Below are 23,013 nucleotides of genomic sequence, written 5' to 3' on the forward strand. Positions count from 1 at the left end.
GCCATGCCCCACCACGCGGAGCATTCCCGCGGCATCCACATCCACCCGTCCATCCTGTCGGCAGACTTCGCCCGGCTGGCAGAGGAACTCGCGCGGATTCGGAACGCCGACGCCGTGCACGTGGACGTCATGGACAACCACTTCGTGCCGAACCTGACGCTCGGGCTGCCCGTGGTCCAGGCCATCCGCCGGGCCACCGACCTGCCACTGGACGTGCACCTGATGATCCAGGACGCCGACCGCTGGGCGCCCGCCTACGCGGAGGCCGGTGCCGAGTCCGTGACCTTCCATGCGGAGGCTGCCGGGGCGCCCATCCGGCTGGCCCGGGAACTGCGCTCCCACGGGGCCAAGGCGGGCATGGCACTGAAGCCGGCGACCGCCGTCGAGCCCTATCTGGACATGCTCGAGGAACTGGACCTGCTGTTGCTCATGACCGTGGAACCGGGTTTCGGCGGCCAGCCGTTCCTTGACGTGGTGCTGCCGAAGATCCGGCGCGCCCGGGAGGCGCTGGACGGATCAGGTGTGCCGGTCGCCCTGCAGGTGGACGGCGGGGTCACCCGGGACACCATCATGCGAGCCGCCGAGGCCGGTGCGGACGTGTTCGTGGCGGGCTCGGCCGTCTACGGGGCCGCAGACCCCGAGGCCGCAATTGACGAATTAAGAAGCGCTCCGCTCCGCTGAGGGCGGACACCGGGTGCGTTGTGGCACAATCGTGTCAACGTGCTCCGGGGTCGGTGTAAATCCGAACCGGCGGTCAAAGTCCGCGACCCGCGCGTCGATCCACACCCGTGGCCATCGACCAGCGGTTGAACCGGTGGAATTCCGGTACCGACAGTTAAAGTCTGGATGGGAGAAGCACGTGCAGCACCGCCGTTCCGGTGGGTGTGGTTTCGCGGTAGCCGATTCGGGCTACCCGGGATCGCTCCATGGGAAGGGCGAATCCGCAGCATGATCCCCCGGAGCCGCCGCGTTCCGAAGGAGGATTCATGGATTTCATGCGGTGGCTCGTCGAACTCTTCAATTGGTACATCCCGGTCGCCGGCGGCGGCCTGTTGATGCGAGAAGTGGTCGGCAACATCTTCGGTCTGGCCTCGGCCCTGGGCGGCATGCGCCGCAAGGTCTGGGCGTGGCCCATCGGCATCATCGGTAACGTCATCCTGCTCACGGTGTTCCTGTCCAGCCTGTTTGGCGGGGCGGACGCCGCGAACTTGCTGGGCCAGGCCGGCCGTCAGATCATGTTCATCACCGTCTCGGTCTACGGCTGGGTGCAGTGGCGCCGGGCCAAGGCCGAACGCGCTGGTGACGACACGGCGATCGCCCCGCAGTGGGCCGGTCTCAAGGCCCGCATCGGGATCGTGGCGACCATGGTGATCGGCACCCTCGCCCTCACGCCGCTGTTCACGGCGCTGGGGTCCTACGAGCCGGTCTGGGCAGATGCGTGGACCTTCGTCGGCTCGCTCATCGCCACCTACGGCATGGCCCGTGGCTGGGTCGAGTTCTGGCTGGTGTGGGTCGCGGTCGACGTCGTCGGGGTGCCGCTGCTCTTCAGCGCCGGCTACTACGCGAGTGCGTTCATGTACATGTTCTACGGGGCCTTCACCCTCGTCGGCTTCTTCGTCTGGGTCCGTGCCAAGGCGAACGAGAAGCCCGAGGTCGAGACGGTCATGCCGGATCCGACGGTGCGTGTCCCATGAGCGCGTTGGAGATAGCTGACACCACGGTTGCTGGTCCTGAAGAAGCCCTGGCTCTAGCCGTGGCGCAGGCCCTCCGGGGGACCCGAGGTGCCAATCCGCTCGTGGGGGCGATCATCACCGCCTCGGACGGCAGGGTACTCGCCTCCGGGTTCCACCGGGGCCGGGGAACCGCCCATGCTGAGGTCGAGGCCCTGGCCGGATTCAACAGGTTCAAGGCGTCCAACGCGACCTCGAGGATCGACCCTGCCGACACCACGCTGTGGATCACCCTGGAGCCCTGCGACCACACCGGCACCACCGGGCCTTGCACCGAAGCCATCCTGGCCTCGGGGATCCGCACGGTCCGGTATGCGGTGGCGGACCCCACCGGGCCCGACGGCGGCGGCGCGGCCCGGCTGCGCAGCGCCGGCCTCGACGTGGCGCAGGTCGACGCGGAGCAGGTGTGCGGCTCTGGCGCGGCCGACCTCAACCGACGGTGGATGCTGGCTCGCGACAGCGGACGACCCTTTGTCACGGCACATCTCGCCCAGTCCCTGGACGGCCGCGTGGCCGCCGCCGACGGCACCAGCCAGTGGATCACCGGACCCGAATCCCGACGGCATGCCCACCGGGTGCGCTCCCGGGTGGACGCGATCGTCGTCGGGACCGGGACCGTGTTGGCGGACAATCCGCGGCTGACGGCCCGGGATGAGGACGGCCATGACCTGCCCCGCCAGCCGGTCCCCGTGGTGCAGGGCCGCCGGGCCGTTCCCGCCGGGGCGGCACTTCGCGGTGGTGCCTCCTGGCTCCATGTCCAGAGCCATGAGCCTCAGCTGGTCCTGGATCAGTTGAACACTGGATACCTCGCCGAAGGCACCACCGTCTCCACAGCCTGGCCCCACGGCGGTACCAGCCTGGGCCATGTCTTGATCGAGGGCGGCCCGACCGTGCTGTCGTCCTGGATGGGGGCCGGCCTCGTCGATGAACTGTTCCTCTACCAGGCCCCTCTGGTCCTCGGCTCCGGCCCGTCCGGACTCGACCTGCCCCAGCACACGACCCTGTCCCATGCCCTGCGCCTGACGTTGGACGCGGCCGAGAACGGCGCCATCAGCCGTCTCGGGGACGACGTCCTGCTCCACTATGCGGCCCCTTAGAGGCAGAGCCGCGAACCGCACAGACCCCACGACCCATCACGGACTCCCCGGAGGGAACCCCATGTTTACCGGAATCATCACTGAGCTCGGCACCATCACCGAGCTCGAACACCGCCCGGACCAGGACTCGGCGCGGCTCACCATCCACGCCCCGGCCTCGAGTGTCGATCTTCCCCTCGGGGGATCCCTCGCCGTCAACGGCACCTGCCTCACCGCCACGGGGGTGTCCACCGGCTCGGTCGTCGTCGACGTCATCGGTGAGACGCTGCGCCGGACCGCCATCGGCGACCTGCAATCGGGGGATCGGGTCAACCTGGAGCGCTGCATGCCGGCTTCAGGCCGCTTCGACGGCCATATTGTCCAGGGCCACGTGGACGGCACCGGGACCGTCGCCAAGATCGAGGTCCACGGATCGTGGCGTCAGATTCGCATCGCCCTGCCCGCCGGTCTGGGCCGCTATGTTGCCGAGAAGGGATCCATCGCCGTAGATGGCGTCTCCCTGACCGTCACGGCCGTCAATGACGTGAACCGACCTTCGGAGTCAGAATCCCCGTCCGGGGCGCCGGCCGGAGCATCCAACGACTGGTTCGAGATCGGCCTCATCCCCGCCACGCTGGCCGAGACCACGCTCGGCACCCGCACGGTGGGGGACCGGGTCAATCTCGAGGTCGATGTGGTGGCCAAGTACGCGGCCCGGCTGACGGACCACGACCGCGCCAGTGCAAGTGCAAGTGCAAGTGCAAGTGCAACAGCATCGCAGGAGGTGACGGGATGAGCGCCCAGGAAGCACCGAACTACGCACCGATCCGCCTGGACTCGATCGAGACGGCGATTGCGGCCATCTCGGCCGGCCGGGCCGTCGTCGTGGTGGATGACGCAGACCGCGAGAACGAGGGCGACATCGTCTTCGCCGCGGATGCCGCCACCCCGGAGATCGTGGCCCTGACCGTGCGCTACACCTCCGGGGTGCTGTGCGCGCCGATGCCGGCCGACGTCGCCGAACGCCTGGACCTTCCGCCCATGACCGCGCGCAACGAGGACCCCAAGGGCACCGCGTACACCGTGTCCTGTGATGCGATCGCCGGCACCACCACGGGCATCTCCGCCGCGGACCGGGCGACCACGCTCAAGGTGCTGGCCGACCCCTCGGCCACTGCCGACCTGGTCAGCCGACCCGGGCATGTCTTCCCGCTGGTGGCGGCGGCCGGTGGCGTGGCCGAGCGGCGGGGGCACACCGAGGCAGCTGTGGAACTGAGCCGGCTCGCGGGGAGGGCACCGGTGGGGGCCATCGCCGAACTCGTCAACGACGACGGCTCCATGATGCGCCTGCCCGTCCTGCGCCGCTTCGCCGATCGGCACCGGTTGCCGCTGATCTCGATCGAGGACCTCGTCGCGTATCTGGCCGCCGAGGGCGACGAGCACCGGGAAGTCCAGGGTGCCGAGCCAGCGGAGGAACCCGATACCAGCACGCCGACGGTGAACCTGCCCACCCGCTACGGCACGTTCCAGGTCTCGGTCCACCCTGACCAGGAGACCGGCGCCGAGCATGTGGTGCTCCAGGCGCCGGAAGCCGGTACCACCGGGCTGGACCGGAGTCCGCTCGTCCGGTTGCATTCGGAGTGCTTGACAGGGGACGTCTTCGGTTCGGAACGCTGTGACTGCGGCGCCCAACTCGAGCACGCCCTGTGGCAGGCGATGGCCGAGGGTGGGACGGTGATCTACCTCCGCGGCCACGAGGGGCGGGGGATCGGTCTGGCCAACAAGATCCTGGCCTACGCACTGCAGGACTCCGGACTCGACACCGTCGCCGCGAACGAGCATCTCGGCCTGCCCGCCGATGCCCGCAGTTACCGGTCCGCCGCCGCGATCCTGCGCCGGCTCGGACTGGACCGCATCCGGCTGGTGACCAACAACCCGGACAAGTCACAACAGCTGGAACGGGAGGGGATCGAGGTGGCGGAGATCGTTCCGAGCCCCGCACCGGTCACCGAGCACAACCGCGGCTACCTGACCACCAAGCGGGACCGCATGGCACACCGGCTCTCCGGCGACCTCGTTCCGCGGCAGGCGAGCACGATGCCCGGGTCACCGGCCGCGTCACCTGCAGCAACATCACCAGTAACCACACCAACCGCAACCACACCACGCGCAACCACAGGAGATACAGCATGAGCGGTCACGGAGCGCCCCAGGGACTGGGCACGGCCCTCGGCGAGAAACTCGCCGGGAAACTCACGACGGCGGCCGGCGCCGCGGACTCGAAGGGCCCCCTACGCGTCGCCGTGGTGGCGGCCCAGTGGCATGAACAGGTCATGGAAGGGCTGCTGGCCGGCGCCCGACGAGCAGCTGCCGAGGTGGTGGCTGGAGCGGAGTCGGCGGCTGGAGCGGAGTCGGCGGCAGGTGCAGCGATCGAGGTCGTGGAGTTCCGCGTCCCCGGGACCTTCGAACTGCCCGTGGCGGCGGCCCGGCTGGCTCCCCGTTTCGACGCGATCGTGGCCCTCGGCGTCGTGATCCGGGGCGGGACCCCGCACTTCGACTATGTCTGCTCCGGGGCGACACAGGGCCTGGTGGACGTGTCCGTGCGGACCGGGACTCCGGTCGGCTTCGGGGTGCTGACCTGTGATACCGAGGACCAGGCCCTGGACCGGGCCGGGCTCGAGGGATCGAATGAGGACAAGGGATACGAGGCGTTCCAGGCAGCCGTCCTGACGGAGCTGGCGCTGCGCTGAGCGGTGGCTTCTGCGTCACATTGGACGGGCGCGGTCAGAGGCACTGCCCGTCGGTGGCTACGCTGGGAGGGTGAAAACCTTCGATGAACTCTTTGCCGAGCTGAGCCGGAAGGCCGAGACCCGGCCGGAAGGGTCCGGGACCGTTGCCGAACTCGACTCCGGGATCCACGGGATCGGCAAGAAGGTCGTGGAGGAGGCCGCCGAGGTGTGGATGGCCGCCGAGTACGAGTCGAAGGACGAGGCGGCTGAGGAGATCTCCCAGCTGCTCTACCACCTGCAGGTCATGATGATCGCCAAGGGCCTGACCCTTGAGGACGTCTACCGCCACCTCTGAGGAGTCCCGGCCGCACGCCGACCACCTCACCATCCGCCGCACCACCCACCACACCAGGAGAACCAGCACCCATGCTGCGCATCGCCGTTCCCAACAAGGGCGCCCTGTCCGAGGCCGCCCGAGACATGCTCCAGGAAGCCGGATACCTCCAGCGGAGGGACACCAAGGAACTGGTCATGATGGACCCGGACAACCAGGTGGAGTTCTTCTACCTGCGGCCGCGTGACATCGCCGTCTACGTGGGACAGGGCACCCTGGACATCGGGCTGACCGGGCGTGACCTCTTCCAGGATGCCCAGGTCGGCGGGTCCGCGGAAGAGATCATGGCCCTGGGCTTCGGCAGGTCCACCTTCCGCTTCGCCGCCCCGATCGGCCGGTTCTCCTCGCAGGCCGAACTCGCGGGCAAGCGCATCGCCACCAGCTATGACGGCCTGCTCGAGGACTACCTCGCCACTCAGTCCGTGAAGCCGGAGATGATCGTGCACCTCGACGGCGCCGTGGAGTCCTCGGTCAACCTGGGCGTCGCGGACGCCATCGCTGACGTGGTGGAGACCGGCAGCACCCTCAAGGCGGCCGGCATGGAGACCTTCGGGGAACCGATCATGCAGTCGGAGGCCATCATCATCGGTCAGACCGGACGCCGCCCCGAGGGCCTTGATGTGTTGCTGCGGCGCCTGCAGGGTGTCCTGGTGGCCCGCCGCTACGTCATGATCGACTATGACGTGAGCCGCGCGAACCTGGACCGGGCCTCGGCCGTGACCCCCGGCCTGGAATCGCCGACCATCTCCCCGTTGCAGGACGAGAACTGGGTCGCAGTCCGCTCCATGGTGAAGAAGGGGGACACCAACAACGTGATGGATGAGCTCTATGACCTTGGCGCCCGCGCCATCCTGGTCTCCGCCATCCACGCCATCCGCATCTGATCGGTCCGCATCTGGTCGCCCCGACCCTGAACCACCCGAGGAAGTGCCCATGTCCGTTGCCGTACGCGTGATCCCCTGCCTGGATGTCGATGCCGGCCGGGTCGTCAAGGGGGTCAACTTCGCGGCCCTGCGGGACGCCGGCGATCCGGTCGAGCTGGCCCGCCGCTACAACGAGGCCGGCGCCGACGAGCTCACCTTCCTGGATGTCACCGCCTCCACCGCCGACCGTGCGACCACCTACGAGGTCGTCTCCCAGACCGCCGAGGAAGTGTTCATCCCGCTGACCGTCGGCGGTGGCGTGCGCACCGTGGACGACGTGGACCGGCTGCTGAGGTCCGGCGCGGACAAGGCGTCCATCAACACCGCGGCCGTAGCCCGGCCGGAGGTCATCAACGAGATCACCCAGCGCTTCGGATCCCAGGTCCTCACCCTGTCCCTCGACGCCCGCCGCACGGACGATCCGGCGGTGGGCTCCGGCTACGAGGTCACCACCCACGGCGGGCGCCAGGGTACCGGGATCGATGCCGTCGAGTGGTGCCGGGAGGCCTCCGGGCGCGGTGTGGGGGAGATCCTGTTGAACTCCATCGACGCCGACGGCACCAAGGAGGGCTTCGACCTGGACATGATCCGCGCCGTCCGCGCCGTGACCACCGTGCCGCTCATCGCCTCCGGCGGTGCCGGCGCACCGGAGCACTTCCCGCCGGCCATCGAGGCCGGAGCGGACGCCGTGCTGGCCGCCTCGATCTTCCACTTCGGACCCGTGGACATGATCTCCCGAGTCAAGGCCGCCATCAGGGAGGCCGGCTATCCCGTCCGCTAACGTCCGCGTTCCCTCCCCGGTCGAGCTGCAGCGCTTGACCCTCCTGGGCTGGCCGGCCATCGAGTCACAAGAGGTCAATGGCTGGTCCGTGCGCTTCTCGTCTGGCATCACGCGGCGGGCGAATTCCGTGGTGTCCACGACGATGCCGGGCTCCGTGGCGGAGATCGAGGCTGCCGTGGACGAGGTCGAGCGGCGAAGCGCCGAGCGTTGGCTGGCTCCGACGTTCCAGCAGTGGCTGCCGGCGTCGGGATCCTGGCTGGAAGGCTATGCGGAGAACGCTACGGGTGGACCGTCGGAGGGGTCGTCGGAGGTTCCTTCAGCAGGCGTCACCACCGCGGCACACCATGTGGAGTCCGAAGCGTTCTTCGAGGGCCAGCAGCGCCTGGGCAGCCTCTTGGAACGCCGCGGCTACGAGGTTGTCGCCCCCACCGGCGTGCTGTGGATGGACCGGGAGGACCTCCCGGCGAACGCCGAGTGGGACCGGCGCATCCTCGTCAACGAGACCCTCAGCGACGAGTGGCTGGAGGCCTACGTGGGCCGGGATTCGGGCAGCGGGCCGTCCGGGGACGACTCCGCCAGCCTGATGGTCCACCGTCGCCTGCTCGGGGGCGGTCGCAGCCGGTTCTACAGCTGCCTGGACGAGGACGGGAACATCGCCGGCGGGGCGAAGGTGTCCCTGGTGACCCCGGAGGGCTCCACGAACACCTATGCGGGAATCTATGCGCTGTGGGTCCGTGAGGACCGGCGCGGGCGGGGACTCTCGGCCCTCCTGCTGGACGCCATCTTCAACCACCTCGTGCGGTTGGACGTGGCCGGTTGCTGGCTGCAGGTGGAAGAGCGGTCCACGCGGGCGCTGTCCGTCTACCGGGCAGCCGGCTTCTCGACGGTGGCGCGGTACCGGTACCTCACCCGCGCCCACTGACGCAGTCCGCCCGGATCCGACCACCAGATCAGTCCAGCAGCACCAGGGCATGGTCGCGGCGGCCGAACGCGTGCAGTACGAGTTCTCCGGCCGGACCGGAGACGGTCCGGGTCTCCTCGTCCTTGCCGGTGGGGCGCGCCACCACGCGCTGGCCCGTACTGCGGGCCAGGACAACCCCGGTCGGCTCGGAGCGGTACATCATGCGGGCACGGCGGCCGAACTCGGTGAACAGGGCGTTGGCGTAGTCATCGGCGAGGTGGCGCGGTGCCCAACGGTCCTGGGCGCGCCGGACATCCTCGGTGTGGACGAAGAACTCGAGCAGGTTCGTGGTCTGGGCGGCACGCCGGGCTACTGGGGACCCCTGGATGGTCTTGGCGAGTCTCGAGGCCTGCGGGTTCTGGCGCAGTCGCGCCGGTGGCTGCGGCCCGGACGCCACCCGGTCCACCAGCTGCTGGTAGGCGTGCGGCGGGGACGAGGCGGCACCGAGTTCCCTGGTCTTCCGCTCCAGGGAGCGGGACAGGGGGCGGAGCACCAGACCGGCCACGAGTGGCGAACTCTCGCGCAGAACGATATGGGCTGCGAGATGCTCTGTCTGCCATCCCTCGCACAGGGTCGGCCGGCCGGGACCGGCAGCCAGTAGTGACTCGACGAGTGCATCCCGCGAGGCCGCGGTGAAGTCGCGTCCAGGTGTCTGGCCGGTGGTCCGGTCGGCGTGGTTCCCCATAACAGGGACAACGCTACACGGAGCTTAGACTGGATCACCATGGACAACACCGCCTCCGCCGATGTGGCACTCGACCCGGCGATCGCACAGCGGCTCAAGAAGACGCCCGACGGCCTTGTCGCCGCCATCGCACAACAACACGACACGGGTGAGGTGCTGATGCTGGGCTGGATGGATGAGGAGGCCCTGCGTCGCACCCTGACCTCCGGCCGGGCCACCTACTATTCGCGCTCACGGCGGGAGTACTGGCGTAAGGGGGACACCTCCGGTCACATCCAGGAGGTCCGCTCTGTGGCATTGGACTGTGACGGCGACGCGCTGCTTGTGCAGGTCGAGCAGACCGGCGCCGCCTGCCACACGGGCACTCGCACGTGCTTCGACGGACGCCAGCTCCCGCTCTCCGATCCTGACCATTCTGACCGTCCGGCCCCTGTTGACGTGCCGGCAACCCCCGCAGCGAAGGAGACCACCACGGATGCGTGAGCTCGGCACCATCACCCCCTCCGCGGAGGACTTCGAGAACCTCGCCGGACAGCACCGGGTCATCCCGGTGACCCTGACGGTGCTGGCGGACGGTCTGACTCCGGTCGGCATCTACCGCCGCCTGGCCGCGGATGAGCCCGGCACCTTCCTGATGGAGTCGGCGGCCCAGGGCGGCGTCTGGTCCCGCTACTCCTTCATCGGGGCGGGCAGCGCTGCCACGCTGACCACGTGCCGGCAGGCCGGGGAGGCCGTGGCCCACTGGCTGGGGGAGCCCCCCGCCGGAGTGCCCACCGAGGGCGATCCCATCGAGGTACTCCGAGCGACCCTGGACCTGTTGTCCACCGACGTGCGCGATGGGTTGGGCAAGGACCTGCCCAACCTGGTCTCCGGGATGGCCGGCTTCCTCGGCTGGCCCACGGTGCGCCGCTGGGAGAGGCTGCCGAGCGCGCCGCCTGACGACCTCGGCCTGCCGGAGATGGCCATGAACCTCATCACGGACCTCGCCGTGCATGACACCGTGGACGGCACCGTCACCCTGGTGGCCAACGCCATCAACCACAACGGCCTGGCTTCCGGCGCCCATGAGGCGTGGACGGACGCCGTGGAGCGACTGCGCTCGATGGCGACCCGGCTCACCGGTCCTGCCCTGCCCGAGGCCCCGGCGTCGGCAGGAGGCGTGCCGGCCAGCGGTGACCCGGTGTCCGTCGCCCCGAGGGACTGGCTGAACCTCGACTTCTCGGCCCACGTCCACGACTCGTGGACGCACGAGGGCTTCCTGGACGCCGTCGCCAAGGCCCAGCAGGCCATCGTGGACGGTGAGGTCTTCCAGATCGTCGTCTCGCGGCGCTTCTCCGCGGAGACCACGGCCAGCGGCCTGGACATCTACCGCGTCCTGCGCGCTATGAACCCCAGCCCGTACATGTACCTGTTCTCCTTCGAGAAGCCCGGGCCCGACGGCGGCCGGTACCAGATCGTCGGTTCCTCGCCGGAGGCGCTGGTCACCGTCAACGACGGCTCGGTGATCACCCACCCGATCGCCGGATCGCAGCCCCGCGGAGCCACCGTGGAGGACGACCACCTGCACGAGAAGGTGTTGGTCAACGACCAGAAGGAGCGGGCGGAGCACCTGATGCTCGTGGATCTCTCCCGCAATGACCTGTCCAAGGTGTGTGTGCCTGGCAGCGTGTCCGTCACCCAATTCATGGAGGTGGAGCGATTCAGCCACATCATGCACCTCGTCTCCCACGTGGAGGGCCGGCTGGAGCCGGGGCAGAAGGCCCTGGACGTCCTGGCCGCGGCCTTCCCCGCCGGCACCCTGTCCGGGGCGCCGAAACCGCGGGCGCTGCAGTTGCTGGATGAGTGGGAACCCCAGGAGCGAGGCCCCTACGGGGGCGTGGTCGGCTACTTCGACCTGGCTGGCAATATGGACATGGCCATTAACATCCGCGCCGCGACCCTCGTGGACGGGACCGCCTACGTGCAGGCCGGCGCCGGGATCGTGGCCGATTCAGACCCGGAGACGGAGGCCGCCGAGACGGTGACCAAGTCAAGCGCCCCGATGCGGGCCGTCCTTGCGGCGGGCCTGCTGACCACCCTGGACCCGGAGGTGACGCCATGATGCTGAAGAGGCGCACCGCGGTCCTCTGGGCCATCGCCGCCGGGGCCATCATCCTTGGAACCGGGGCTCAGACCTGGATCGAGTCCTCCCAGATCTCCGGGCTGCCGGGCGACTCGGTGACCACCACCGGAAACGAGGCGGCCGCCGTCGTGCCCGCCATGGCTCTGGTCGGCATGGCCGCTGGCATCGCACTGTCCATGGCACGCCGGATCGGCCGGTGGATTACGGCGCTGCTCCTGCTCCTCGCGGGGGTGGCGACCGTCTGGTCCTCCGTCCAAGCCGCCCTGGACCCGGCAGCCGCAGCCCGCACCCAGGTCTCGGAGGCCAGCGGCACCACCGCGGACGCTGGAGCCTACGCCGTCACCGTGTGGCCATGGCTGACCCTCGTCGGCGGCATCCTGCTGTTACTCTGCGGGCTCGCCGTGCTCTTGTTCGGCCGACGGTGGACCACCACCCGCCGCTATGAGGCCGCACCGGCCACCGGAACAGCCACCACAGCCGCCGGCACCATGTCCACCGCAGGGTCCACTGCGGGGTCCACGGCGGCTTCCACATCGGGGGAGGCCCCGGACACGGGGGACGCGGAGGACCTGGACGAGATCGACGCCTGGGACGAGCTCAGCCGCGGTCAGGATCCCACCTGATCGAGATGGGGCGAGACCTGCGGGTCCGGCACTGACTTCCGTGGCAGAATGAGGGGCAGACCTGATCAGCTGCCGCACGCCTGGAACGCGGGCAGTGCTGGCCTGGATAGACCTGGATATACCTGGAACGAAAGGGACGGTCCATGACCACCTCGCACCGCACCACCGATGATGACCTCGTCCTGAACGACCCGACTCACGCCGAGCCCCTCGGGCACGGCAACTCGCCGGCCGCGTGGACGCTGGTCCTGTTGATCCTCGCCGGAACGCTCGTGGTCGGCGTCGGCATGCTGGCCGACCTGTTCTGGCTGGTCATCGCCGGTGCCGTCATCGCGGTGGCCGGTCTCATCGCCGGGTTCATCATGGGCAAGGCCGGCAAGGGCACCAAGGGTCACGCCGAGCCCGCTCGGCACTGATGGCCACCGTTCTCGACGAGATCATCGCCGGGGTCCGCGCCGACCTCGCCGCACGCCGCCGTGCGGTGTCTCTGGAGGCCATCCGCAGCCTGGCGGCAGAGGTCACGGACCGGGCTCCGGCCCGGGACGCCTATGCCGCCCTCGGCGGGGGACGTGCCGACCCGAAGGGCATCCGCATCCTTTCGGAGGTCAAGCGGTCCAGCCCGTCCAAGGGCGCCCTGGCGGACATCGCCTCCCCGGCGGACCTGGCCCGGCGTTACGAGACCGGTGGGGCCGCGGCCATCTCCGTGTTGACGGAACAGCACCGCTTCGGCGGCTCGCTCGCCGACCTGGACGCCGTCAGGGCAGCCGTGGACATCCCGGTGCTGCGCAAGGACTTCACGGTGGACGAGTACATGATCCACGAAGCCCGGGCACACGGGGCGGACCTGGTCCTGCTCATCGTGGCTGCCCTGGACGACGCGCAGCTGGCCGAGTACCTCGCCGTCACCCATGAGCTGGGCATGCATGCCCTGGTCGAGGCCCACACCGTCGAGGAGATCGAGCGTGCCGTGGCCGTGGGCGCCAGGATCGTCGGCGTCAACGTCCGCAACCTCAAGACCTTGGACGTGGATCCGCGGAACTACGCCGCCCTGGCCCCGCACCTGCCCGAGGACGTGGTCCGGATCGCCGAATCCGGTGTCCAGGGGCCGGAACAGGTGGCAGACTACGCCCGTGACGGTGCCGACGCCGTCCTGGTCGGCGAGGCCCTCGTGAAGCACGGTGACCCGACGCAGGCCATCCGCGACTTCCGCGCCGCCTCGTTGGCCGTCCGCGGCTGACGTGTCCCTGACGTACCCCCGAATCTCCTGAAGTACCCGAACACAGACTGGAACGTACGATGATTGAGCACACCGGGAGCTACCAGAACCAGCCGGGGCCGTACTTCGGCCCCTACGGCGGGCGCTGGATGCCCGAATCCCTGATCGCCGCACTCGAGGAAGTGGATCGGACCTTCACCGAGGCCCGGGACGATCCGGAGTTCACGGCCGAGCTACAGGACCTGTTCACGAACTACGTGAACCGGCCGTCCCTGCTGACGGAGGTGCCGCGCTTCGCCCAGGATTCCCCGGGCGTGCGGATCTTCCTCAAGCGCGAGGACCTCAACCACACCGGGTCCCACAAGATCAACAACGTGATCGGGCAGGCCCTGCTGGCCCGCCGGATGGGCAAGACCCGCCTCATCGCGGAGACCGGTGCCGGTCAGCACGGCGTGGCCACCGCCACGGCCGCGGCGCTGTTCGGCCTGGAGTGCACGGTCTACATGGGCGAGGTGGACACTCAGCGCCAAGCGCTCAACGTCGCCCGCATGGAGATGCTCGGGGCCACCGTCATCCCCGTGACCACTGGCGCCCGCACGCTCAAGGACGCCATCAACGAGGCCCTGCGGGACTGGGTCGCCTCCGTGGACACCACCCACTACCTCCTGGGCACCGTCACCGGGCCGGCCCCGTTCCCGGCCATGGTCCGCTATTTCCACTCGGTCATCGGCGAGGAGGCCCGCGAGCAGATCCTCGCGCAGGTCGGTCGGCTGCCGGATGCCGTCTGCGCCTGCGTCGGCGGGGGCTCGAACGCCATAGGTCTCTTCCACGCCTTCCTGGACGACTCCGGCGTGGAGCTCTACGGCCTGGAGGCCGGAGGCAAGGGGATTAGCACGGGCGAGCACGCCGCGTCGATCAATCTCGGCCGCACCGGTGTGCTCCACGGCGCCCGCACCTACCTGATGCAGGACGAGGACGGCCAGACCATCGATTCACACTCGATCTCGGCCGGCCTCGACTACCCGGCCGTGGGCCCCGAGCACGCCTGGCTCAATGACACCGGCCGGGCCACCTACGAGCCCGTGGACGATGCCGAGTGCATGGACGCCTTCCAGCGGCTGTGCCGCACCGAGGGCATCGTGCCGGCCATCGAGTCCGCCCACGCCCTGGCCGGGGCCCTGCGCCTGGCGCAGCGCTGGGCGGACGAGGGCGTCGTCAGCGCCTCCACCGCCGCTGGTGAGGAGAAGATCATCGTCATCAACCTGTCCGGACGTGGTGACAAGGATGTGGCCACGGCGGCGAAGTACTTCGGCATGCTGCCGGACGCCGCGACCCCCGAGGGCGGCGACGCGGAGGCAGTGGCCGCACGCCCCGAAGGAGCGCAGAACTGATGACCGAGCACAACACCGGGCAAGACGCCGGACAAGACGCCGGACAGCAGGTGGAGACCACCGCGATCCGGTCGCTGACCACTCAGAGCATCGAGGCGGCGCGCGACGCCGGCCGCACCGCCTTAATCGGCTACCTCCCGGCCGGTTTCCCGACCGTCGAGGACTCGATCGAGGCGGCCGTCGCCTTGGGCAACAACGGTGCCGACGTCATCGAGATCGGCATCCCTTACTCGGATCCGGTCATGGACGGGCCGGTCATCCAGGCCGCCACAAGCCAGGTGCTGGCCGATGGCTTCCGGATCGATGCGGTCTTCGACATCATCCGCGCTGTCACGCAGCGGACTGACGCCGCGGTGGTGGTCATGACCTACTGGAACATCGTCGACCGGATGGGCGTGGAGACCTTTGCCCGTCGGCTGGCCGAAGCCGGGGGAGCGGGCATCGTCACCCCGGACCTGGTGCCGGAGGAGGCCGGAGCGTGGTTCGAGGCCTCCGACCGCTACGGACTGGACCGAATCTTCCTGACCGCGCCGAGTTCCACGGACGAGCGCGTGAAGCTGATCACCGAATCCTCACGGGGCTTCGTCTACGGCGTCTCCGTCATGGGCGTCACCGGGGCCCGCTCCGAGGTCTCCACTGCCGCCGAGAACGTCGTCGCCCGGGCGCACGCCGCCGGGGCCCCCCGGGTCGCGGTCGGTCTGGGCATCTCGAAGCCCGAGCACATCCGTGAGATCGGCGCGTACGCCGATGGCGCGATCGTGGGCACCGCCCTGGTGGTGGCCCTGCGGGACGGTGGCCCGGCCGCCGTCGGGACCCTGACGGCCGAACTGGCCACGGGCGCCGTGAAGAACTCCCGAGGAGACGCCTGATGTACGGCGCGCTGACCACGGCCGCCATCCCCGCCCCGGTCTGGGACGGCTTTGACATCGGTCCCGTCACCATCCACGCCTACGCGCTGTGCATCGTGGCCGGAATGGTCGCCGCCCTCTGGCTGGCCGCGCGGCGCTGGAAGGCCCGTGGCGGCCCCGAGGGCAGCGTCATCGACATCTCGATCTGGGCCATCATCTTCGGCCTGGTCGGCGCTCGGCTCTATCACGTGGTTTCGTCCCCGGACGCCTATTTCGGCCCCAACTTCGACGGCACGGGTGACCTGACCAAGATCTGGCGGGTCTGGGAGGGCGGCCTCGGGATCTGGGGCGCCGTCGCCCTGGGCGCCGTGGGTGCGTGGATCGCCTGCCGCCGCTACGGTTTCAAGATCTCGGCCTATGCCGACGTGGTGGCCCCTGGCGTCCTGCTCGCCCAGGCCATCGGCCGGCTCGGCAATTACTTCAACCAGGAACTCTTCGGCGGCCCCACCACGGCGCCCTGGGGCCTGCAGGTGTCCGCCGACCACCCGAACTTTCCCGCCGGTGCCCTCGAGGGCACCCTCTTCCACCCCACGTTCGCCTACGAGATGCTGTGGAACCTGCTCGGGGTGGCTCTGCTGCTGCTGATCGACCGCCGGCTGCACCTGCGCCGAGGCATGATGCTCTGGTCCTATGTCGCCTGGTACACGGCCGGCCGCACCTGGATCGAGATGCTCCGGATCGACGAGGCGGAGATGATCACGCTCTTCGGCACCACCCAGCGCCTGAACGTGTGGACCTCGCTACTGATGTTGCTGGTCGCCATCGGCTTCCTCATCTATCTCGGCCTCACCCGGCCGAAGACCGCCGAGGCGAAGGCCGAGGCCGATTCGGTGTGGCGTGCGGGCCATGAGCCGGTCGAGGAGTCTGAGACCGGGACTGAGATTGAAACTGAGACCGGGACTGAAACAGAGACCGCGACCGACTCCATGACCGAGTCTGAGACCGGCTCCGCGACGGCCGTCGGTGCGGCAAATCCAGCCGAGCCAGCCGATCCAGCCATCGATGGGGCGAAAGTTAACGCAGCCGAAACAAAAAAAGTGGCCGATCCGGTCGAAAAATCTGATTGACGGCCTCGCACCTCGGTAGTATCGACTCCACTGCATTGACGTGAGGTGAAGCGGATGAAACCGCGTGTTCATCTCTCGTCATAGGGGCCGATGATGTCCCCTTCCACCGCAGCAGAACCCCTGCGCAACGGAAGGAATCTCATGACATTGCGCCGCGACGACCAGTACGTCCGTCCTCCTCAGGGCCAGCCCGCCGAAGCCGGGCACCCTGTTCAGGCCGCCATGCCAGCGCAAGCCGCCCGGCCACTGCCGGATGACTCGGCCCAGGACGCGTTGGCCCTGGACCCGAAGAACCCCTTCAACCGGTTCTCCGGGATCCCGTCCGAGCAGGGCCTCTACCGCCCGGAGACCGAGAAGGACAACTGCGGTCTGGCGGTCATCTCCACGCTGCGCGGCACCCCCGGACACGACATCGTGCAACACGCCCTCGTGGCGCTGCGCAATCTCGAACACCGCGGCGGCGTCGGCGGGGATGACGGCACCGGAGACGGGGCCGGACTGCTGCTGCAGATCCCGGACGCCTTCTTCCGCGAGGTCGTCGACTTCGACCTACCGGACGCCGGGCACTATGCCGCCGGCACGGCATTCCTGCCGCAGGACGCCACAGAGCGCCGTGATTGCGTGGACGGCATCCAGGAGCGCGCCGCCGAGGAGGGCCTCGTGGTCCTGGGCTGGCGCGACGTCCCGGTGGACACCGATGTGCTCGGTGCCTCTGCCCGAGCGGTCATGCCCCACTTCTCCCAGCTGTTCCTCGCCTCGGACCCCTCGGTGGGGGCCATGGCCGGCGACTCGCTGGACGCCCGCGTCTTCCGGGTCCGTAAGCGCAGCCAGAACAAGTTCGGCGTCTACTTCCCCTCCCTGTCCACGCAGACGATCGTCTACAAGGGGATGCTGTCCACGGCCCAGCTCGAGCCGTTCTATCCCGACCTCTCGGACGAGCGCTTCGCCACCTCCCTGGCCGTGGTGCACTCCCGCTTCTCCACCAACACCTTCCCGTCCTGGCCGCTGGCCCAGCCGTTCCGGGCCATCGCCCACAACGGCGAGATCAACACGGTCAAGGGCAACCGGAACTGGATGCGCGCCCGCCAGTCCCAGCTGGCGTCCTCGGTGCTCGGCGAGGAACCGGAGAAGCTGTACCCGATCTGCACCCCGGGCGCCTCGGACTCCGCGAACTTCGACGAGGTCGCCGAGTTGCTGATGCTCGCCGGCCGGCCCCTGAGCCACGTGGTCATGATGATGATCCCGGAGGCGTGGGAGAACCACGAGTCCATGGACCCGGACCGCCGGGCGTTCTACGAGTACCACTCCATGCTCATGGAGCCGTGGGACGGCCCCGCCGCCGTGGCCTTCACCGATGGCCGCCAGGTCGGTGCCGTGTTGGACCGCAACGGCCTGCGCCCGGCCCGCTACTGGGTCACCGATGACGGGCTGGTGGTGCTGGCCTCCGAGGTCGGCGTGCTGCCGCTGGAGCCGTCCCGGATCGTCCGCAAGGGCCGTGTGGCCCCGGGCCGGATGTTTCTCGTGGACACCGCCGAGGGCCGCATCATCGAGGACAACGAGGTCAAGGCGGAGGTGGCCTCGGCCAACCCGTGGCGTGAATGGGTCCGCGAGAACCTCATCAACCTGGCCGACCTGCCCGAGCGCGAGCACGTCAACTACTCGTCCACCTCGGTGGCGCACCGCCAGCGCACCTTCGGCTACACCACGGAGGAACTCCGCCTGCTCATCGGCCCCATGGCGGAGAAGGGTGCGGAGCCCCTGGGCGCCATGGGCACGGACACTCCCATCGCGGTGCTCTCGAAGCGGCCCCGGTTGCTGTTCGATTACTTCACCCAGTCCTTCGCGCAGGTCACGAACCCGCCCCTGGACTCCATCCGCGAGGAACTCGTCACCTCCATGCGGACCTCGATCGGCCCGGACGGCAACCTGCTGTCCACCGACCGGGTGCGGACGAATCACGTGAACCTCGAGTTCCCGGTCATCGACAATGACCAGTTGGCCAAGATCGCCAATCTGCGGTCCGAGGGGGGCCAGCAGCCCAGTGGTATGCCCGGTGATATGGCCGGAGGCAATCCGGGCGGGAAGGTCGCCCTGAAGGTCCGTGGCCTGTACCGGGTCGACGGCGGCTCCGCCGGCCTGCGTGATCGGCTCACCGAGATCTGCGAGCAGGTCTCGGCCGCGGTGAACCGCGGCGTGCAGTACATCGTGCTCTCCGACCGTGATTCGAATGCCCAGTGGGCTCCCATCCCGTCCCTGCTGCTCCTCTCCGCCGTGCACCACCATCTGTTGTCCTCGGCCAACCGCACCCGCGCTTCGCTGCTCGTCGAGGCAGGGGACGTCCGCGAGGTCCACCACGTGGCCGTGCTCATCGGGTACGGTGCCTCCGCGGTGAACCCGTACCTGGCCATGGAGTCCGCCGAGGACCTGGTCCGTACCGGGGCCATCACCGGCGTGACCCGTGCCGACGCCGTCGCCAACCTCATCAAGGCGCTCGGCAAGGGCGTGCAGAAGATCATGTCCAAGATGGGCATCTCCACCGTGGCGTCCTACTGCGGGGCCCAGACGTTCGAGGCCATCGGCCTGTCACGGCCCCTCGTGGACCGGTACTTCGCCGGCACGCACACCCCCATGGGCGGGGTCGGGCTGGGCGTCATCGCCGCCGAGAACGAGCAGCGTCACTGGGCGGCCTACCCGCCGGACGGCAATGACATCGATCCGTACCGGGAGCTGGAGACCGGGGGCGAATACCAGTGGCGCCGGGACGGACCACCGCACCTGTTCAACCCGGAGACCGTGTTCCGGCTCCAGCACGCCACCCGGACCCGCCAGTACGGCATCTTCAAGGACTACACGCAGCGCGTGGACGAGCAGGCGCGGGACCTGATGACCCTGCGCGGGCTGCTGACCCTGAAGACCGGGGTGCGTCAGCCGGTGCCGCTGGACGAGGTCGAGCCCGTCTCGGAGATCGTCAAGCGCTTCTCCACGGGGGCCATGAGTTACGGTTCCATCTCCCGGGAGGCCCACGAGACCCTCGCGATCGCCATGAACCGGCTGGGCGGCAAGTCCAACACCGGTGAGGGCGGCGAGGACCCGGAGCGCCTGCTGGATCCGGAACGCCGCTCGGCCATCAAGCAGATCGCCTCCGGCCGCTTCGGCGTCACCAGCCTCTACCTGGCCACCGCGGACGACCTGCAGATCAAGATGGCGCAGGGGGCCAAGCCCGGCGAGGGCGGCCAGCTCATGGGCACCAAGGTGTACCCCTGGGTGGCCTCCACCCGGCACTCCACGCCCGGCGTCTCCCTGGTCTCGCCGCCGCCGCACCATGACATCTACTCGATCGAGGACCTCGCCGAGCTGATCTATGACCTGAAGCGGTCCAACCCGGCGGCCCGTGTGCACGTTAAGCTCGTCTCCGAATCCGGGGTGGGTACCGTGGCGGCAGGAGTGACCAAGGCCAAAGCTGACGTCGTGCTCATCTCCGGGCACGACGGCGGCACCGGCGCTTCGCCGCTGAACTCTCTCAAGCACGCGGGGGCCCCGTGGGAGCTGGGGCTCGCCGAGGCCCAGCAGACGCTGATGCTCAACGGCCTGCGGGACCGGGTGGTGGTCCAGGTGGACGGCCAGCTCAAGACCGGCCGGGACGTGGTCATCGCCGCGCTGCTCGGTGCCGAGGAGTTCGGCTTCGCCACCGCACCCCTGGTGGTCTCCGGCTGCATCATGATGCGCGTCTGCCACCTGGACACCTGCCCGGTGGGCGTGGCCACCCAGAACCCCGAGCTCCGGTCCAGGTTCACCGGCCAGCCCGAGTTCGTGGTCACCTTCTTCGAGTTCATCGCCCAGGAGGTCCGCGAGTACCTGGCCGAGCTCGGCTTCCGGTCCATCGACGAGGCCATCGGCCACATCGACGTCCTGGACCGGGATGCGACCCGGAACCACTGGAAGACCGAGGACCTGGACCTCAGCGGCATCCTGGCAGGATACGATCCTGCCGATCCGGCCAAGGCCCGTCAGCTGTCCAACACCCACGGACAGAACCACGAGCTGGACCAGCACTTCGACAACGATCTCATCACCCTGGCCGAGCCCGCCATCGCGAACGGCACGCCGGTCGAGGTCACGAAGCGGATCGTCAACACGGACCGGGCCGCCGGGACCATGCTCGGCTACCACGTCACCAAGGCCCGGTTGCTGGATGAGCTGCCGGCGGACACCATCACCGTGAACCTCACGGGTGAGGCCGGTCAGTCGCTGGGCGCCTTCCTGCCGGCCGGCATCACGCTCCGGTTGCAGGGCGACTCCAACGACTACGTGGCCAAGGGCCTGTCCGGCGGACGCATCATCGTGCGCCCGGACGCCTCCGCCGGGTTCGCGGCCGAGGACAACGTGGTGGCGGGCAACGTCATCGGCTATGGCGCCACCTCGGGCGAGGTCTTCCTGCGCGGACGCGTGGGGGAGCGGTTCCTGGTCCGCAACTCCGGGGCCACCGCCGTCGTCGAGGGCATCGGGGACCATGGTTGCGAGTACATGACCGGTGGACAGGCCCTGATCCTCGGCCGGACCGGTCGCAACTTCGGGGCCGGCATGTCCGGTGGCACCGCCTGGGTCCTGGACCTGGACGAGACCACCCTCAACCCGCTGGCCGTGGAGCAGAACGACCTGTTGCTGCTCGAACCGCGCGCCGAGGACCGGGAGGCCATCATCGGCCTGCTGGAACGGCACCGTGCGGAGACCGGTTCGCCGGTGGCCGCTCATCTGCTCTCCGACCTGGAGGCCGACCCGGAGGCGGTGATGGCGCGCTTCACCACCGTGCTGCCGGCCACCTACGACGCCGTGCTGAAGACGCGTGCGGCCGTCATCGACGAAGGACTAGACCCGGACGGCGATGCCGCCTGGGGTCGGATTGTGGAGGCTACCCGTGGCTGATCCCCGTGGATTCCTGAACACCCGCGAGCGGCAGGACCGGCCGTCCCGTCCGGTTCCCGTGCGCATCCTGGACTTCAAGGACGTCTATGTCCGCCAGGATGAGGCCGTCATCCGGACTCAGGCCGGACGCTGCATGGACTGTGGCGTGCCGTTCTGTCACCAGGGCTGCCCCCTGGGCAACCTCATCCCCGAGTGGAACGACCTGGTCCACCGGGGCCGGTGGGAGGAGGCCGCCGCGCGGCTGCATGCCACCAACAACTTCCCCGAGGTCACCGGCCGGATCTGTCCGGCACCCTGCGAGTCGTCCTGCGTGCTGGGCATCAACCAGCCCGCCGTGACGATCAAGCAGACCGAGGTGTCCATCGCTGACGCCGCCTTCGACAACGACTGGCTCGACCCCGTCGTCCCCCAGCGGCTCAATGGCCACACGGTGGCCGTCGTCGGCTCCGGGCCCACTGGTCTGGCCGCCGCCCAGCAGCTGACGCGGGCCGGCTTCACCGTGGCGGTCTACGAGCGGGACGGGAGAGTCGGTGGCCTGCTGCGCTACGGGATCCCGGATTTCAAGATGGAGAAGGACATTCTGGACCGCCGGATCGAGCAGATGGAGGCCGAGGGGACGCGTTTCCGCACCAACGTGGCCATCGGCACGGACATCACGTGGGCCGAGCTGCGGTCGCGCTACGACGCCGTCATCATGGCTACCGGAGCGCCCGTGCCGCGTGACCTGCCCGTGCCGGGACGGCAGCTGGACGGTGTGCACTTCGCCATGGACTACCTGGTCCAGTCCAACCGCGCCGTGAACGGAGAACTGGACGAGGCGGAGGCGGCGGCGCAGATCCGGGCCGACGGCAAGCACGTGGTCATCCTCGGTGGCGGTGACACCGGGGCCGACTGCATCGGCACGGCCCACCGCCACGGCGCCGCGTCCGTGACCACCCTGGCCATCGGCAAGGAACTGCCGGCGGAGCGTCCGGCCGAGCAGCCCTGGCCGACCGTGCCGCGGGTCTACGAGGTGACCTCTGCGGATGCCGAGGGGGGCACGCGCGAATACCTGGCCTCGACCGTGGAGTTCCTCGGCGAGGTGGGGGCCGACGGTGTGGAGCGCGTTCGGGCCGTGCGCGTGGCCGAGACCGAGTATCTGCCGGACGGCCGCCGCGTGCCCAAGCCCGGCACCGAACGTGAGATCCCGGCGGACCTGGTGCTCCTGGCACTGGGGTTCACCGGGGTGGAGGACGCCGGACTGACCTCGGGAGAGGGCCACGCCGGCGTCGTGCTCGAACGCGGGCTGGTCAAGCGGGACCACCGCTACGAGACCGATACTCCGGGGGTCTTCGTGGCCGGCGATGCCGGGCGCGGTGCCTCGCTCGTGGTGTGGGCCATCGCCGAGGGACGGGCCTGTGCCAAGGCCGTGGACGAGTCACTCGAGACCTGGACCCGGCTGCCGTCCCCGGTGGAGCCGACGGATCGTGCCATGTCGGTGTGAT

At 69.2% G+C, this 23,013-nt stretch carries 21 protein-coding genes and 1 riboswitch; of the genes, 20 read left to right on the forward strand and 1 reads right to left on the reverse strand.

What is annotated here, in order from left to right:
* Positions 1-3 precede the first annotated feature (3 nt).
* The 10 genes from rpe to C8E99_RS03965 all read left to right on the forward strand — a co-directional run bounded on the left by rpe (position 4) and on the right by C8E99_RS03965 (position 8,555).
* Positions 4-681 (forward strand): ribulose-phosphate 3-epimerase, encoded by a 678-nt coding sequence (gene rpe, locus C8E99_RS03920; protein ID WP_115933199.1) that lies wholly within the window; start codon positions 4-6, stop codon positions 679-681.
* Between the two features lie 36 nt (positions 682-717).
* A riboswitch (FMN riboswitch) is annotated at positions 718-862 on the forward strand.
* 124 nt (positions 863-986) lie between these two features.
* Positions 987-1,694 (forward strand): nicotinamide riboside transporter PnuC, encoded by a 708-nt coding sequence (gene pnuC, locus C8E99_RS03925; RefSeq protein ID WP_211308981.1) that lies wholly within the window; start codon positions 987-989, stop codon positions 1,692-1,694.
* Positions 1,691-2,827 carry a bifunctional diaminohydroxyphosphoribosylaminopyrimidine deaminase/5-amino-6-(5-phosphoribosylamino)uracil reductase RibD gene (gene ribD, locus C8E99_RS03930; protein WP_115931194.1) on the forward strand — a complete coding sequence of 379 codons (1,137 nt, stop codon included), beginning with the start codon at positions 1,691-1,693 and terminating at the stop codon, positions 2,825-2,827. Before pnuC ends, ribD begins: the two co-directional genes overlap by 4 nt.
* A gap of 61 nt (positions 2,828-2,888) precedes the next feature.
* Positions 2,889-3,602, forward strand: a complete 714-nt coding sequence (locus C8E99_RS03935; protein ID WP_115931195.1) for a riboflavin synthase — start codon at positions 2,889-2,891, stop codon at positions 3,600-3,602.
* A complete protein-coding gene (gene ribB, locus C8E99_RS03940) occupies positions 3,599-4,999 on the forward strand; it encodes a 3,4-dihydroxy-2-butanone-4-phosphate synthase (RefSeq protein WP_115931196.1) in 1,401 nt (466 codons plus the stop codon). Before C8E99_RS03935 ends, ribB begins: the two co-directional genes overlap by 4 nt.
* Positions 4,996-5,556, forward strand: a complete 561-nt coding sequence (ribH, locus tag C8E99_RS03945) for a 6,7-dimethyl-8-ribityllumazine synthase (RefSeq protein WP_115931197.1) — start codon at positions 4,996-4,998, stop codon at positions 5,554-5,556. The genes ribB and ribH overlap by 4 nt, the downstream gene beginning before the upstream one ends.
* A gap of 70 nt (positions 5,557-5,626) precedes the next feature.
* Positions 5,627-5,890 (forward strand): phosphoribosyl-ATP diphosphatase, encoded by a 264-nt coding sequence (locus C8E99_RS03950; RefSeq protein WP_115931198.1) that lies wholly within the window; start codon positions 5,627-5,629, stop codon positions 5,888-5,890.
* Between the two features lie 71 nt (positions 5,891-5,961).
* Positions 5,962-6,813 carry an ATP phosphoribosyltransferase gene (hisG, locus tag C8E99_RS03955; protein ID WP_115931199.1) on the forward strand — a complete coding sequence of 284 codons (852 nt, stop codon included), beginning with the start codon at positions 5,962-5,964 and terminating at the stop codon, positions 6,811-6,813.
* Between the two features lie 49 nt (positions 6,814-6,862).
* Positions 6,863-7,633 (forward strand): imidazole glycerol phosphate synthase subunit HisF, encoded by a 771-nt coding sequence (gene hisF / locus C8E99_RS03960; RefSeq protein WP_115931200.1) that lies wholly within the window; start codon positions 6,863-6,865, stop codon positions 7,631-7,633.
* A 34-nt stretch (positions 7,634-7,667) separates the two neighbouring features.
* Entirely contained in the window at positions 7,668-8,555 is an 888-nt protein-coding gene (locus C8E99_RS03965) for a GNAT family N-acetyltransferase (protein WP_115931201.1), read from the forward strand.
* A gap of 28 nt (positions 8,556-8,583) precedes the next feature.
* On the opposite strand, the gene C8E99_RS03970 is transcribed toward C8E99_RS03965, so the two are convergent.
* On the reverse strand, positions 8,584-9,279 hold the full coding sequence (locus C8E99_RS03970) for a TIGR03085 family metal-binding protein (protein WP_115931202.1): 696 nt from the start codon (positions 9,277-9,279) through the stop codon (positions 8,584-8,586).
* Positions 9,280-9,318: 39 nt separating this feature from the next.
* Between C8E99_RS03970 and hisI the strand changes: the two genes are divergently transcribed.
* From hisI to C8E99_RS04020, 10 genes are all read left to right on the forward strand, one after another.
* Positions 9,319-9,762, forward strand: a complete 444-nt coding sequence (hisI, locus tag C8E99_RS03975; RefSeq protein WP_115931203.1) for a phosphoribosyl-AMP cyclohydrolase — start codon at positions 9,319-9,321, stop codon at positions 9,760-9,762.
* Positions 9,755-11,380, forward strand: coding sequence for a chorismate-binding protein (locus C8E99_RS03980; protein ID WP_115931204.1), 1,626 nt, complete (start codon positions 9,755-9,757; stop codon positions 11,378-11,380). The genes hisI and C8E99_RS03980 overlap by 8 nt, the downstream gene beginning before the upstream one ends.
* Positions 11,377-12,024: a Trp biosynthesis-associated membrane protein gene (locus tag C8E99_RS03985; protein WP_245952074.1), complete on the forward strand. Its 648-nt coding sequence runs from the start codon at positions 11,377-11,379 to the stop codon at positions 12,022-12,024. Before C8E99_RS03980 ends, C8E99_RS03985 begins: the two co-directional genes overlap by 4 nt.
* A 143-nt stretch (positions 12,025-12,167) precedes the next feature.
* Positions 12,168-12,440 (forward strand): HGxxPAAW family protein, encoded by a 273-nt coding sequence (locus C8E99_RS03990; RefSeq protein WP_115931205.1) that lies wholly within the window; start codon positions 12,168-12,170, stop codon positions 12,438-12,440.
* Positions 12,440-13,261, forward strand: coding sequence for an indole-3-glycerol phosphate synthase TrpC (trpC, locus tag C8E99_RS03995; protein ID WP_115931206.1), 822 nt, complete (start codon positions 12,440-12,442; stop codon positions 13,259-13,261). Before C8E99_RS03990 ends, trpC begins: the two co-directional genes overlap by 1 nt.
* Positions 13,262-13,320: 59 nt before the next feature.
* A complete protein-coding gene (gene trpB / locus C8E99_RS04000; protein WP_115931207.1) occupies positions 13,321-14,631 on the forward strand; it encodes a tryptophan synthase subunit beta in 1,311 nt (436 codons plus the stop codon).
* Positions 14,631-15,500, forward strand: coding sequence for a tryptophan synthase subunit alpha (gene trpA, locus C8E99_RS04005; RefSeq protein WP_115931208.1), 870 nt, complete (start codon positions 14,631-14,633; stop codon positions 15,498-15,500). Before trpB ends, trpA begins: the two co-directional genes overlap by 1 nt.
* Positions 15,500-16,606: a prolipoprotein diacylglyceryl transferase gene (gene lgt / locus C8E99_RS04010; RefSeq protein WP_245952075.1), complete on the forward strand. Its 1,107-nt coding sequence runs from the start codon at positions 15,500-15,502 to the stop codon at positions 16,604-16,606. The genes trpA and lgt overlap by 1 nt, the downstream gene beginning before the upstream one ends.
* 141 nt (positions 16,607-16,747) lie before the next feature.
* On the forward strand, positions 16,748-21,529 hold the full coding sequence (gene gltB, locus C8E99_RS04015) for a glutamate synthase large subunit (protein ID WP_245952076.1): 4,782 nt from the start codon (positions 16,748-16,750) through the stop codon (positions 21,527-21,529).
* Positions 21,522-23,012: a glutamate synthase subunit beta gene (locus C8E99_RS04020; RefSeq protein ID WP_115931209.1), complete on the forward strand. Its 1,491-nt coding sequence runs from the start codon at positions 21,522-21,524 to the stop codon at positions 23,010-23,012. The genes gltB and C8E99_RS04020 overlap by 8 nt, the downstream gene beginning before the upstream one ends.
* Position 23,013: the final 1 nt, after the last annotated feature.

The sequence above is a fragment of the Citricoccus muralis genome (assembly GCF_003386075.1).
In the GTDB taxonomy this organism is placed as follows: Bacteria; Actinomycetota; Actinomycetes; order Actinomycetales; family Micrococcaceae; genus Citricoccus; species Citricoccus muralis.

Bases quoted from the DNA above. Each gene is read 5' to 3' on its own strand.
- trpA (WP_115931208.1), top strand. From the start codon at position 14,631: ATGACCGAGCACAACACCGGGCAAGACGCCGGACAAGACGCCGGACAG.
- pnuC (WP_211308981.1), top strand. From the start codon at position 987: ATGGATTTCATGCGGTGGCTCGTCGAACTCTTCAATTGGTACATCCCG.
- hisG (WP_115931199.1), top strand. From the start codon at position 5,962: ATGCTGCGCATCGCCGTTCCCAACAAGGGCGCCCTGTCCGAGGCCGCC.
- ribD (WP_115931194.1), top strand. From the start codon at position 1,691: ATGAGCGCGTTGGAGATAGCTGACACCACGGTTGCTGGTCCTGAAGAA.
- hisI (WP_115931203.1), top strand. From the start codon at position 9,319: ATGGACAACACCGCCTCCGCCGATGTGGCACTCGACCCGGCGATCGCA.
- hisF (WP_115931200.1), top strand. From the start codon at position 6,863: ATGTCCGTTGCCGTACGCGTGATCCCCTGCCTGGATGTCGATGCCGGC.
- C8E99_RS03990 (WP_115931205.1), top strand. From the start codon at position 12,168: ATGACCACCTCGCACCGCACCACCGATGATGACCTCGTCCTGAACGAC.
- gltB (WP_245952076.1), top strand. From the start codon at position 16,748: ATGACATTGCGCCGCGACGACCAGTACGTCCGTCCTCCTCAGGGCCAG.
- C8E99_RS03935 (WP_115931195.1), top strand. From the start codon at position 2,889: ATGTTTACCGGAATCATCACTGAGCTCGGCACCATCACCGAGCTCGAA.
- ribB (WP_115931196.1), top strand. From the start codon at position 3,599: ATGAGCGCCCAGGAAGCACCGAACTACGCACCGATCCGCCTGGACTCG.
- rpe (WP_115933199.1), top strand. From the start codon at position 4: ATGCCCCACCACGCGGAGCATTCCCGCGGCATCCACATCCACCCGTCC.
- trpC (WP_115931206.1), top strand. From the start codon at position 12,440: ATGGCCACCGTTCTCGACGAGATCATCGCCGGGGTCCGCGCCGACCTC.
- lgt (WP_245952075.1), top strand. From the start codon at position 15,500: ATGTACGGCGCGCTGACCACGGCCGCCATCCCCGCCCCGGTCTGGGAC.
- C8E99_RS03980 (WP_115931204.1), top strand. From the start codon at position 9,755: ATGCGTGAGCTCGGCACCATCACCCCCTCCGCGGAGGACTTCGAGAAC.
- C8E99_RS03970 (WP_115931202.1), bottom strand. From the start codon at position 9,279: ATGGGGAACCACGCCGACCGGACCACCGGCCAGACACCTGGACGCGAC.
- C8E99_RS03985 (WP_245952074.1), top strand. From the start codon at position 11,377: ATGATGCTGAAGAGGCGCACCGCGGTCCTCTGGGCCATCGCCGCCGGG.
- ribH (WP_115931197.1), top strand. From the start codon at position 4,996: ATGAGCGGTCACGGAGCGCCCCAGGGACTGGGCACGGCCCTCGGCGAG.
- trpB (WP_115931207.1), top strand. From the start codon at position 13,321: ATGATTGAGCACACCGGGAGCTACCAGAACCAGCCGGGGCCGTACTTC.